The sequence below is a fragment of the Clostridium novyi NT genome (assembly GCF_000014125.1).
In the GTDB taxonomy this organism is placed as follows: domain Bacteria; phylum Bacillota; class Clostridia; order Clostridiales; family Clostridiaceae; genus Clostridium_H; species Clostridium_H novyi.
Genome location: NC_008593.1, coordinates 2,153,069 through 2,166,477, shown reverse-complemented (window position 1 = coordinate 2,166,477; position 13,409 = coordinate 2,153,069). Strand labels below are relative to the sequence as shown.

The window sequence follows — 13,409 nt, the reverse complement described above, 5'->3', positions numbered from 1 at the left end:
TTTTTCTAAAATAGTTTACCAAAGCAAGATTTGCATATCAGAGTTTTGCCTTTATTTGCTGATATTGAATCTTCTTTATTTTTTAATGGTTTTCCACAAATATCACATAACATAATTGAAGAATTTGAGGATAAGTTACTAGGTATGATTTTATCTTCTTTAGAGGCTAATGATTTTTTGTTAGAAGATTTTTTATTTGGTGGTGGATTATAGTTTATAGGTTCATTTATAGTTTCATTTTTAGATACTTCATAATGAACGTTATATGTACTTTCTCCAAATAATTCTAACTCAAATCTAGGATTTTCATTATCATAGTGTTCTTCAATAATAAGTTGTCTTATTTGAGCATCGTTAATGATAATGCCACTTTTTTCTACACCGTCAAATATACTTTTAGGTATATTTGTTGTATCAGGATGTCTTTTTTTACTTTTATAATAAACTTTTAAAATAGCAATAAGAGATTCTGTAAGAAATACATTGGGATTTTGAATTTTAGCTTCATAAGATATTAATTCTTCATATACACCATATCTATCGTGATATTTGCCAGAATTAAATGGAAGAATTGCTCTACCCTTTACATTAGATAATTTAAAATTTGATTTTGTAATTGGTGATCCATGAACTATAATTTTGGCATAAGATTTACACATAATTTTAACTCCTTAACTAATAAAATCAATATTACATAGTTATTATAGCACGTATGTTCGAAAGAATAAATAATAAGAAAGAGGGAAGAACATGAGTAAAGATATAAAAATTCTTGCAATAGAGAGCAGTTGTGATGAGACAGCAGCAGCGGTAGTTGTTAATGGAAGAGATGTTTTATCAAATGTTATAGCATCACAAATAGATATACATACTAAATTTGGTGGGGTAGTACCTGAAGTTGCATCAAGAAAACACATAGAAGCCATTGGAATTGTGGTTAAAGAAGCTTTAGAAGAAGCTAATGTTACTTTTGATGATATAGATGCTATTGGAGTTACATATGGTCCAGGGCTTGTTGGAGCATTACTTGTAGGAGTACAATATGCAAAAAGTCTTGCTTATGCACTTAAAAAACCATTAATTGGGGTAAATCATATTGAAGGACATATAAGTGCAAACTTTATTCAATATAAAGATTTAAAACCTCCATTTGTGTGCCTTGTAGTATCTGGTGGACATACTTTTATAGTTCACATGAAAGATTACGGAGAATTTGATATTCTAGGAGAAACTAGAGATGATGCTGCTGGAGAAGCTTTTGATAAAGTTGCAAGAGCAATTGGACTTGGATATCCAGGTGGTCCTAAAATAGATAAGATATCAAATGAGGGAAATGAAAATGCAATAGTATTTCCAAAAGCTAATTTCCACGATAAAGATTGCTTAGATTTTTCATTTAGTGGTGTAAAATCAGCAGTTCTAAATTATATAAACAAAATGAATATGAAAAATGAAGAAATAAATAGAGCAGATGTTGCTGCGTCTTTCCAAAAGTCAGTTGTAGATGTTTTAGTTGATAATGTAATTAAAGCTTGTAAGTTAAGAAATGTAGATAAAATTGCTATAGCTGGAGGTGTTGCCTCAAACACACATCTTAGAGAAGCTATGATAAATGCAGGAAAGAAAAATAAAATAGATGTACTATTCCCAGCACCGATTTTATGTACTGATAATGCTGCTATGATAGGAAGCGCTGCGTATTTTGAATATTTAAAGGGAAGAGTAGCACCGCTTGAATTAAATGCTATACCAAATTTAAAACTTGGAGAAAGATAATTAAATTATTTAAAGGTTTTATTTTGTAAGGTTAATATCATAAACATAATAATGAGTTTTAGTATAAAAAGGAGATTGATAAACTGTGAAAAAAAGGTTTATTGTAATTCTTATCATTATTATGTCATTGATATTAACCTTATTTTTATATAAAGATAATTTTGATTTTCTTAAGGAATCTAAAAAGATGGTTGTAATAGCGGAAAGTTTTGAGCCTTTAACTTTAGATCCAGCTTATGCAAATGATAGTGAATCAATTAAAATCATAGCAAATTTATATGAAGGACTTGTAAGATATAAAGATAATTCTAAGGATATAAAGCCAGGTCTTGCTACTAGTTGGGATATTGATGAAAGCAAAAGAGAGTACACTTTTCATCTAAGAAAAGGGGTAGAATTTCATGACGGGTCAGAGTTTAATTGTTATGTAGTTAGAAAAAATATACAAAGACAACTACAAAAAGGTGATCAAAATGCTTGTTTTAATAAAGTATTTAAGGATGTAGTTGAATTTAAAATCATTGATGATTATACTGTTAAATTTATTTTAGCCAAGGAAAACCCAGAGTTTTTAAGGGATTTAGCAAATCCATGTGCAGCAACCATGGTAAGTCCTAATTCAATAAAAAAGTGTAAAGACAAGCATTTCAATCACCCAGCTGGTACAGGACCCTTTGAATTTGTAAAGTGGAACAAGGGAGAATCAATGGTTATCAGAAGAAATAATAAGTATTGGGGAGAAAAATGCAAAGTTGATAAAATAATTATAAAGTTTATAAACAAAAGTTCACAAAAGGTGGATAAGTTTATAGGTAATAATGTAAATATTGTGGATAACTTAGATTGTCGAAGTGTTATTGATATACAGAAAAATGGAGGTAAGATATTAGAGCAAAAGGGTGAAAATATAAATTATATGAAATTTAATCATCTGAAAAGTCCATTTAATGATGCCAAAGTGAGAAAAGCTATATGTGAGAGTATTAATAGGGATGAAATTATAAAGAAATTATATCAAGGATATGCTGCTAAAATAGAAGATGGCATTAATTATAATACACATGGAAATATAGATGAATTAGAAAAGGTGAGAGAACAAAATAATATTATAAAAATTATAATTTATTCAAATCCTACATCTTACAATAATGTAGGAGAAAAATTAGCTGAGTATATTCAGAAGGATTTATTAAACATAGGAATTAAGTCCACTATAGAAGTGACAAGTTTAGATAAATATGATGATAAAATTAAAAGCGGTAATTGGGATATTATGTTTTGTGGAGAAGTTGGAGAGGATATTTTTAAAATAGAAAGAGATAACTTAAACAAAAATATAATATTTCCTATATGTAATTCAAAGTTTATGGCAGCTTATGATAACTCCATAGTAAACTTTAAGTATCATCCCACTGGAATTTTATTTTTAGATAAAATTGATATTAAGAAAAAATAGAAACAGTATATTAATTTTAGTAGAAAACCCCTATAACATGATGTTATAGGGGTTTTTAAGTTTAGAGCATTTCTTCCCATTGCTCATATAATTGTTCAAGTTCAGTTTCTTTATCTAAAAGTTCTTTATTAACTTCTTCACTTTTAACAGGATCGGAATAGATTTCTTCAAGACATAGTTTTTGCTGTAAATCTTCTATGTTTTTTTCTAAGTCTGCAATACTTTGTTCTAGATTTTTAACTTTTAGTTTTTTCTGTTTTTCAATTTTAGCTTCTTCACGTTTCTTTTTCTTTTCAGTTTGAATTTGTGTTTTAGTTTTTCCTTGAGCTTCTTCTAATTGTTGAAATCTAAAAGGATTTTTTTTCTTTTCAACATAATAGCTATAGTTACCAAGGTAAGTTTTAATACCATCTATGTTTAGTTCATGAATTTTTTCTACTACTTTATTTAAGAAGTATCTATCATGGGATATAACAAGGACAGTACCATCATAATCCATTATTGCATCTTCTAGGGCTTCACGTGACATAATATCAAGGTGGTTAGTAGGTTCGTCCAATAATAAGAAGTTAGATTTTGAAAGTATTATTTTAAGTAGATTTATTCGACACTTTTCTCCACCACTTAATTTTTCGACTTTTTTAAATACATCATCACCAGTAAATAAAAATGCAGCTAGAACATTTCTAATTTCAGTTGTGGTCATCTTAGGAAAATCATCCCAAACTTCATCTATAATAGTTTTATTTGGGTCTAAATTAGATTGTTCTTGATCATAGTAACCTATAAATACATTTTTCCCTAGAGAAAAAGTTCCTTCATCTTGCTTGATTTTATCCATAAGGATTTTAAATAGAGTAGTCTTTCCACGTCCATTTTCTCCAATTAAAGCAACGTGTTCTCCACGTTTTATATCTAAATTTAAGTTTTCAAATAGTAACTTATCTTCATAGCGTTTAGATAAATTTTCGGCGTACAATACGTCATTACCGCTCTTTATCTTAGCTTCAAATTTAAATTTGTGCATTTTCTTATCATTAGTAGGAGAGTCAAGTCGCTCAACCTTATCTAATGCCTTTTGTCTACTTTCAGCGGCTCTAATACTTTTTTCTCTATTAAAAGAGCGATATCTTTCAATGATTTCTTCTTGGCGTTTGATTTCTGCTTGTTGAAGATTGTATGCCTTTAGCTTTTCTTCATATGCTTTTTTCTTTAAATCAATAAATGCGGTATAGTTTCCGTTATAAACATCTAACTTTCCATTTATAAGTTCAAAGGTTTTAGTTGTTATACAGTCTAAGAAAAATCTATCGTGGGAAATTATAATTATAGTTCCTTTGTAACCTTTAAGATATTCTTCAAGCCATTCAATTGCATCTAAATCAAGATGGTTTGTAGGTTCGTCTAGTAGAAGTATATCAGGGTTAGATAAAAGAAGCTTACACAGGGCAACTCTAGTCTTTTGACCGCCACTTAAAATGTTTATAGATTTATCATAGTGTTCTTCAGTGAAGCCAAGTCCCTTTAATACTTTACCTATTTCTGCTTTATAAAGATATCCACCGCGATTATTATAAAGTTCTGATAAGTTTGTGTAGTCTTTTATAACTTTATTATGATAATCTGCATTTGAAGGATCATAAGGTTTATTCATTTCTTGTTCTAATAAAGCAAGCTTATTTTCCATATCAATTAAATCTTGAAAAACTAAAAGAGCTTCATCATATATAGAATTTTCACTATCTAAAGATAGATGCTGAGAAAGATAACCTACTTTTTTATTTTTATCTAAAAATAAATCACCACTATCATAATCTAGGGTTTTAGTTAATATCTTAAATAATGTAGATTTACCTGCACCATTAGCACCAACAAGGCCTACGCGTTCTCCTTCGTCTATATTAAATGTTATATTTTTTAGTATTTCATCTATTCCATAACTTTTTTTTAAATTTTTACAACTTAAAACGATCATAAATGTTCACCTTCCTGAGTATATTTTACTATGTAAGTGTAAATTTTTGTAGTCAAATTTTTTGCTAAAAATTTATCATTATAGTTAAGTATTTAACATAGTTTTAGTTAAAATGGTTGATAATAGCCCATATTTTACGAAAATTTCGAAAAATAGCAACAATAGTATAATCTGCAATTATGCATTATATTAACATAAACTATAAAATTATGATTAAATAGTTATAATTAGTTTAAAAAATAGGATAAAAAATAGAATTTTAAGGGAATACTATTATTGTATAAATAAAATAACTATAGTAAAATAATTAATAGCAATTAGTGTTGGAAATATTATAAGTATTAAGCAATATACTATTTCTTTTACTGAAATTAAAATGAGGAGTGTAACTAAGTGGAGAAAAAAAGAAATATTTCGATGGCCGTTATCAGGAGATTGCCTAAGTACTATAGATATTTAGCGGAGCTTATGGATAATGACGTAGATAGGATATCATCTAAGGAATTAAGTGAAAAAATAGGGTTTACAGCATCACAAATACGACAAGACCTTAATAACTTTGGAGATTTTGGACAACAAGGATACGGTTACAATGTAAAGGATCTATATAACGAGATAAGGTCTATACTAGGATTAGATGAGAATTATAACATAGCTATTATAGGTGCTGGAAATATAGGTCAGGCAATTGCAAACTATACGAATTTTGATAAAATGGGGTTTAATTTAAAAGGAATTTTTGATGTTAATCCTAAATTACTAGGATTAAAAATAAGGGATGTAGAAATCAGGGATATTGATCAATTAGAAAGCTTCCTGCAAGAAGAGAAGATTCATATAGGTGTTATTTGTGTAACTAAGAGCAATGCTCAAGACGTATGCAATACACTTATAAAAAATGGGGTTAAAGGGATATGGAATTTCGCACCGATTGATTTAAATGGTGCAGACAATGTAGTTATAGAAAATGTTCATTTAAGCGAAAGTTTACTTACACTTACTTACCTTTTGAATGGTTTTAACTAAACAAAAAAGGAAAATTTAATGACATTTTGAAAAATCTTATATTTATATTATTGAAAAATGTAGATATAAGTTATATAATTATAATTGTAAGTTTTGTCTTGGGGTAATCATACCTAAATTTTTTTAAGTTTAATTGTTACTATATTAACAATATGCTAGTTAAAATTTATGGGTGCAATATAAAATGATGGGGAGGATTATTATGGAATTCAAAAATGTTTTGTTACAAAAAGAAGGTAGCCTAGCTATCGTAACTATCAACAGACCTAAGGCTTTAAATGCTTTAAACACAGAGACATTGAATGAATTAGATTTAGTTCTTGATGAAATCGAGAATGATGACAATGTCTATGCAGTTATAGTAACAGGTGCTGGTGAAAAAGCATTTGTGGCTGGTGCTGATATTTCTGAAATGAAAGACAAAAGTGTACTAGAAGCAAGAAAATTTGGACTTTTAGGAAACAGAATATTCAGAAAAGTTGAAACATTAGGAAAACCAGTTATAGCAGCTGTTAACGGTTTCGCTTTAGGTGGAGGTTGTGAACTTTCAATGTCTTGTGACATAAGAATAGCTTCTGAAAAAGCTAAATTTGGACAACCAGAAGTTTCACTTGGAATTACTCCTGGATTTGGTGGAACTCAAAGACTTGCAAGACTTGTAGGTATGGGAATGGCCAAAGAATTAATTTATTCAGCTAAAAACATAAATGCTGAAGAAGCTTTAAGAATAGGACTTGTAAATAAGGTAGTTGCACCAGAAAACTTAATGGAAGAAGCTAAAAAATTAGCAAATCAAATTGCGGGAAGAGCTCCTATTGCTGTAAGACTTTGTAAACAAGCTATAAACAGAGGAATCCAAGTAGATATAGATACAGCAATTAATATAGAAGCTGAAATCTTTGGGGAGTGCTTCTCAACAGAAGACCAAAAAGATGCAATGACAGCGTTCGTAGAAAAGAAAAAGTTAGACGGATTTAAAAACAGATAGGCTTTAAAAACAGATAGGAGGTTAAGAAAATGAAGTTAGAATTTACTAGAGAACAAGAATTAGTAAGACAAATGGTTAGAGAGTTTGCTGAAAATGAAGTTAAACCAATGGCAGCTGAAATTGATGAAACTGAGGCGTTTCCAATGGAAAACGTTAAAAAAATGGCTAAGTACGGAATGTTTGGAATTCCATTCGCTAAAGAATATGGTGGAGTTGGTGGAGACTACTTATCTTATATATTAGCAGTAGAAGAATTAGCTAAAAAGTGCGGAACAACAAGTATAATACTTTCTGCTCATGTATCACTTTGCGCTTCTGTAATCGATGCCTTCGGTACAGAAGAACAAAAAAAGAAATACCTTCCAGATTTATGTTCAGGAAAAAAACTAGGAGCATTCGGATTAACTGAACCAAATGCCGGTACTGATGCATCAGGACAACAAACTGTAGCAGTTAAACAAGGAGATAAATATATCTTAAATGGACAAAAAATATTCATAACAAATGGTGGAGTTGCTGATGTATTTATAGCATTTGCTATGACTGATAAATCAAAAGGAACAAAAGGAATCTCAGCATTTATAGTTGAAAAAGGATTCAAAGGATTCTCAATAGGTAAAGTAGAAGACAAGCTAGGAATTAGAGCATCATCAACTACAGAACTTATTTTTGAAGATTGTGAAGTTCCAGCTGAAAACTTAATAGGAAAAGAAGGAAAAGGATTCGCAATAGCTATGAAGACTCTTGATGGAGGAAGAATAGGGGTATCTGCTCAAGCATTAGGTATTGCTGAAGGAGCTTTAGAAGAAGCTATTGAATACATGAAAGAAAGAAAACAATTCGGAAAACAATTATACAAATTCCAAGGTATGGGATGGATGGCTGCAGAATGCAAAGCTAAGATAGAAGCAGCTAGATATTTAGTATACAAAGCAGCTTATAACAAAATGACAGGAAAACCTTATACTGTTGAAGCAGCTACAGCTAAATTATTTGCAGCAGATACTGCAATGGAAGTTGCAACTAAGGCTGTTCAAATGTTTGGTGGATATGGATACACTAAGGACTATCCAGTAGAAAGAATGTTTAGAGATGCTAAGATCACTGAAATCTACGAAGGAACATCTCAAGTTCAAAAGATGGTTATTTCAGGAGCATTATTCAGATAATACATGAATTTAAGGAGGAAGAGAACAATGAAAATAGTTGTTTGCTTAAAGCAAGTTCCAGATACAAATCAAGTTAAAATAGATCCAGTTACAGGAACACTTGTAAGAGAAGGAGTTCCATCAATAATAAACCCAGAAGACAAAAATGCTTTAGAAGAAGCATTAAGATTAAAAGATGAAAATGGAGCAACTGTTACAGTAATAAGCATGGGACCTCCACAAGCAGAAGCTGCTTTAAGAGAAGCTATGGCTATGGGAGCTGATGATGCAATATTAATATCTGACAGAGCATTCGCTGGAGCAGATACACTTGCAACTTCATATGCCCTTGCAGGAGCATTAAAGAAATTAGAATATGATTTAATATTAGCAGGAAGACAAGCTATCGATGGAGATACTGCACAAGTTGGACCAGAAATAGCTGAACATTTAGGAATCCCTCAAATCACTTATGTAGAAAAAGTAGATGTTGAAGGAGATACATTAAAAGTAAGAAGAGCTTTAGAAAATGGATATGAAATATTAAAAGTTCAAACTCCATGTCTTTTAACAGCAATCAAAGAATTAAATGAACCAAGATATATGAGCATGAAGAATATATTTGGAGTATTCGATAAAGAAGTTAAAGTATGGTCAGCTGATGATATAGATGTTGATAAAGCTTTATTAGGATTAAAAGGATCTCCAACTAAGGTTAAAAGATCTATGACTAAAGAAGCTAAAGGACAAGGTGAAGTAGTTAATATGCCAGTTAAAGAAGCAGCAGCTTACGCAGCTTCAAAATTAAAAGAAAAACACTACATTTAGTATATATAGAGTAGAAGTGGAGGGATAAGTAATGAATATAGCAGATTTCAAAGGCGTTTGGGTATTCGCAGAACAAAGAGATGGTGAGTTACAAAAAGTAGCTTTAGAATTACTTGGAAAAGGTAGACAAATTGCAGATAAATTAGGAGTAGAACTTACAGCAGTTTTACTAGGAAGCAAAATAGATGCTATGGCAAATGATTTATTAGCACACGGAGCTGACAAAGTTCTATATGCTGATGATGAAAGATTAGCACACTATACAACAGGAGCTTACACAAAAGTAATTTGTGATTTAGTAGAAGAAAAGAAACCAGAAGTATTATTCATAGGCGCTACATTTATAGGAAGAGATTTAGGACCTAGAGTAGCTGCTAGATTAAAAACTGGTTTAACAGCAGACTGTACTGCATTAGACACTGAAGAAGGAACAGGTCACTTATTAATGACAAGACCAGCATTCGGTGGAAACTTAATGGCAACAATCATGTGTACAGAAAACAGACCACAAATGTCAACTGTAAGACCTGGTGTTTTCGATAAATTAGAAGAAGACAAATCAAGAGTTGATGCAGCTAAAGTTGAAAAAGTTGCAGTTAACTTAACTGAAGCTGACTTAAAGGTAAAAGTTGAAGAAGTTGTTAAAATAGCTAAGGAAGTTGCTGATATCGGAGAAGCTGATATTCTAGTAGCAGGTGGTAGAGGAGTTGGAAGCAAAGAAAACTTCGCTAAACTACAAGAACTTGCTGATGCATTAGGTGGAACAGTAGCAGGATCAAGAGCAGCTGTAGATAACGGCTGGATAGATCACGCATTACAAGTTGGACAAACTGGTAAAACTGTAAGACCTAAATTATACATTGCTTGCGGTATTTCAGGAGCAATCCAACATTTAGCTGGAATGCAAGACAGTGATTACATCATCGCTATTAACAAAGATGCAGATGCTGCAATCATGAAAGTTGCTGATCTTGGATTAGTTGGAGACTTAAACAAAATAATCCCAGAATTAATAGCTCAAGTTAAAAGCTATAACTAATAAGTAAAATGTAAGTTAATGTTTACTCTGTTATTTAGAGTAAACATTAACTATATTAAAATAAACATAAATATAAATATAGGATAATCGAGGAGGCAAAAATTATGAAAAAGGTATGCGTTCTTGGTGCTGGAACAATGGGAGCAGGAATTGCTCAAGCATTTGCTGTAAAAGGCTATGAAGTTGTTCTAAGAGACATCAAAGATGAATTTGTAGAAAGAGGACTTAAAGTAATAGACAAAAGTCTTTCAAAATTAGTTTCAAAAGGAAAAATGGAAGAAGCTAAAAAGGAAGAAATACTTTCTAATATAACTGGAACAGTTGATCTTAACATGGCAGCTGATTGTGACCTAGTTGTAGAAGCAGCAATAGAAAATATGGAAATCAAGAAACAAATTTTTGCTGATTTAGATAAGATATGTAAAGCTGAAACAATCTTAGCTTCAAACACATCTTCACTTTCAATAACAGAAGTTGCATCAGCAACAAACAGACCTGAAAAAGTTATTGGAATGCACTTCTTTAACCCAGCTCCAGTAATGAAGCTTATAGAAGTTATAAGAGGAATGGCAACATCTCAAGAAACTTTTGAAGCTATAAAAGAACTTTCTGTAGCAATAGGAAAAGAACCAGTAGAAGTTGCAGAAGCTCCTGGATTTGTTGTAAACAGAATATTAATTCCAATGATCAATGAAGCTGTTGGAATATATGCAGAAGGAATTGCATCACCAGAAGATATAGATACAGCTATGAAACTTGGTGCTAATCACCCAATGGGACCTTTAGCATTAGGAGATCTTATAGGATTAGACGTTTGTCTTGCTATAATGGATGTATTATATAAAGAAACTGGAGATTCAAAATACAGAGCTCATACATTACTTAGAAAATATGTTAGAGCTGGATACCTTGGAAGAAAAACAGGAAGAGGATTCCACAACTACGCAAAATAATATAGGATTTAATAAATTTTGTATAAAAGAGCCCTTGAGATTCAATATCTTAACTAGGCTCTTTTTTTATACAAATATAAAGATTTATATATAAATACAATGATTATTAGGGTAATATTTATAGTATAAAATATACACTTTTGATAATTAGGGGGATTCAAATGAACTATAAAAAAAATTTACATAGTGAAATAATAAAGAAATCTCATATTAGATCATTAACTTATGGAATAGAAAAAGATAGGGTAGTTTCTAAAAAGATATTAAGAGGAAGAGACTGTGTAATGAATATAAGGAAAAATGAAAAACTCATTAAAGCAGCTGTTCCCATGATGAATATATTACAAGAAATATTACAAGGTTCCGGTTTTTTTATAGTACTGACAGATGAAGAAGGGTGTATTTTAAATACTATAGGAGACTCAGATATTTTAAGAATAGCCGAAGAGATGAATATGGTAACGGGTGCGTATATGGATGAAAAAAGTATAGGAACAAATGCCATGGGGGTTACAATACAGGAAGATATGCCAATACAAATTTCATCAAGTGAACACTTTATAAATGCATATCATAAGTGGACATGTTCTGCTGCCTGTATACATGATATAGATGGCAACATAATAGGAAGTATAAATTTAACAGGAGCTTGTGATAAAGTACATCCACATACATTAGGACTTGCAGTAGCAGCTGTAAGATCTATTGAAAATCAGTTAAAAGCAGATGAAATCAATAAAAAACTTATAGAATCATATGAATATATGAATACAATAATAGATTCCATGCCCTCGGGAATATATACAATTAATTCAGAGGGAATACTCCAAAGCATTAACAAATATGCTTGTAAGGTTTTAAAAGTAAAAGAAGAAGATGTAATAAATAAAAGAGTAGATGAAATGCTCCCAGATTGGCAAGAAATTTTAGGAAAATTAAATAATGGTGAAAGTATTAGAGACAAAGAAACCGTTTTAAATGGAGATGTAAATGGGAGATATAATATAAATGCCACACCGATAAAAATTCAAAATGAAGTTGTGGGAATGATTGTTTTATTTAAGGAGATACAAAATGTATATAATCTTATAAACAAGTACAGTGGAATGAGAGCTAGATATACATTCAACGATATTATTGGAAAAAGTGAAGAAATAAATAGTGTTATAGAATTTTCAAAGACAATAGCAAATAGTCCATCAACTGTTTTAATACATGGTGAAAGTGGTACAGGAAAAGAACTGTTAGCACAAGCTATTCATAATTATGGCTCAAGGAAAAATAAAAGTTTTATAGCTATAAATTGTGGAGCTATACCCAAAAGTTTAATAGAAAGTGAACTTTTTGGATATGAAGAAGGTGCTTTTACAGGTGCTAAAAGTGGAGGACATCCTGGAAAATTTGAACTCGCAAGTGGTGGAACACTATTTTTAGATGAAATAGGAGAAATGCCACTAGATATGCAAGTGAAGTTATTAAGGGTGCTTCAAGAGGGATATGTTACAAGAGTAGGTGGAAATGAAATAGTACCAGTTGATGTTAGAATAATAGCCGCTACTAATAAAAACTTGGAAGATGAAGTGTACAAGGGCACATTTAGAGAGGATTTATATTACAGACTAAGAGTAATACCAATAAAACTCCCATCTCTAAGAGAAAGAAAAGGAGATCTTGAAATATTAATTAAACATTATTTAAAATTAAAGGCCAGTAAGTTAAATAAAGAAGTGCCTAAAATAGATAAACAAATAATGAATGATATGATTAGGTATAATTGGCCAGGAAACATAAGAGAACTAGAAAACTATATAGAAAATTTGGTTAATTTAAATGGAAAGACCACATTTAAATTAAAAGTAAAAGAAAATAGAAATGCATTAGAAGAAAATAGTTATGACTTAAATAATGATGTATGTTCCATTGAAGAAATGGAAATTAGACTCATAAAAAAATGTTTAAAAAAATGTAATGGAAATATGTCACAAACTGCTAAGACTCTAGGGATTGGACGCAATACTTTATACTCAAAGATAAAAAAATATAATATTTTAGTATGAAGTATAAATCCAGATATGTACTAAAATTGAACAGTGTATTGAAATTGAACATATATAGGGTAAAAAAGTGTTCAAAAAAAGAACATAAAAATTTATGATTTAAATTTATTCGCTGAAGATGGCTTTATTACTACAGTATAGCATGTACAAAAAGTTGGCACGA

11 protein-coding genes are annotated in these 13,409 nt (G+C 30.5%); 9 read left to right on the top strand and 2 right to left on the bottom strand.

The window, feature by feature from the left end; translation table 11 throughout:
- Positions 1-5: 5 nt before the first annotated feature.
- Entirely contained in the window at positions 6-659 is a 654-nt protein-coding gene (locus tag NT01CX_RS10025; RefSeq protein WP_011722932.1) for a RusA family crossover junction endodeoxyribonuclease, read from the bottom strand.
- A gap of 91 nt (positions 660-750) precedes the next feature.
- On the opposite strand from NT01CX_RS10025, the gene tsaD reads away from it, so the two are divergent.
- Both tsaD and NT01CX_RS10015 read left to right on the top strand, forming a co-directional pair.
- Positions 751-1,776, top strand: a complete 1,026-nt coding sequence (tsaD, locus tag NT01CX_RS10020) for a tRNA (adenosine(37)-N6)-threonylcarbamoyltransferase complex transferase subunit TsaD (protein WP_011722931.1) — start codon at positions 751-753, stop codon at positions 1,774-1,776.
- 121 nt (positions 1,777-1,897) lie between these two features.
- The gene (locus NT01CX_RS10015; RefSeq protein ID WP_043878504.1) at positions 1,898-3,232 is read left to right on the top strand and encodes an ABC transporter substrate-binding protein; all 1,335 of its coding nucleotides are present in this window, start codon (positions 1,898-1,900) and stop codon (positions 3,230-3,232) included.
- 61 nt (positions 3,233-3,293) lie between these two features.
- Here the strand turns inward: NT01CX_RS10015 and abc-f are convergent, their stop codons facing one another.
- Complete coding sequence (abc-f, locus tag NT01CX_RS10010) at positions 3,294-5,207, bottom strand: ribosomal protection-like ABC-F family protein (protein ID WP_011722929.1); 1,914 nt, start codon at positions 5,205-5,207, stop codon at positions 3,294-3,296.
- 393 nt (positions 5,208-5,600) lie between these two features.
- Here abc-f and NT01CX_RS10005 point away from each other — a divergent pair, with 393 nt between their 5' ends.
- The 7 genes from NT01CX_RS10005 to NT01CX_RS09975 all read left to right on the top strand — a co-directional run bounded on the left by NT01CX_RS10005 (position 5,601) and on the right by NT01CX_RS09975 (position 13,246).
- A complete protein-coding gene (locus NT01CX_RS10005; RefSeq protein WP_011722928.1) occupies positions 5,601-6,233 on the top strand; it encodes a redox-sensing transcriptional repressor Rex in 633 nt (210 codons plus the stop codon).
- Between the two features lie 202 nt (positions 6,234-6,435).
- Entirely contained in the window at positions 6,436-7,221 is a 786-nt protein-coding gene (locus NT01CX_RS10000; RefSeq protein WP_011722927.1) for a short-chain-enoyl-CoA hydratase, read from the top strand.
- Between the two features lie 29 nt (positions 7,222-7,250).
- Positions 7,251-8,390 (top strand): acyl-CoA dehydrogenase, encoded by a 1,140-nt coding sequence (locus NT01CX_RS09995; RefSeq protein WP_011722926.1) that lies wholly within the window; start codon positions 7,251-7,253, stop codon positions 8,388-8,390.
- 27 nt (positions 8,391-8,417) lie between these two features.
- Positions 8,418-9,197: an electron transfer flavoprotein subunit beta/FixA family protein gene (locus NT01CX_RS09990; RefSeq protein ID WP_011722925.1), complete on the top strand. Its 780-nt coding sequence runs from the start codon at positions 8,418-8,420 to the stop codon at positions 9,195-9,197.
- A 31-nt stretch (positions 9,198-9,228) separates the two neighbouring features.
- Positions 9,229-10,236, top strand: a complete 1,008-nt coding sequence (locus NT01CX_RS09985; protein WP_011722924.1) for an electron transfer flavoprotein subunit alpha/FixB family protein — start codon at positions 9,229-9,231, stop codon at positions 10,234-10,236.
- 104 nt (positions 10,237-10,340) lie between these two features.
- The gene (locus NT01CX_RS09980) at positions 10,341-11,189 is read left to right on the top strand and encodes a 3-hydroxybutyryl-CoA dehydrogenase (RefSeq protein ID WP_011722923.1); all 849 of its coding nucleotides are present in this window, start codon (positions 10,341-10,343) and stop codon (positions 11,187-11,189) included.
- A 161-nt stretch (positions 11,190-11,350) separates the two neighbouring features.
- Positions 11,351-13,246: a sigma-54-dependent Fis family transcriptional regulator gene (locus NT01CX_RS09975; protein WP_011722922.1), complete on the top strand. Its 1,896-nt coding sequence runs from the start codon at positions 11,351-11,353 to the stop codon at positions 13,244-13,246.
- Positions 13,247-13,409: the final 163 nt, after the last annotated feature.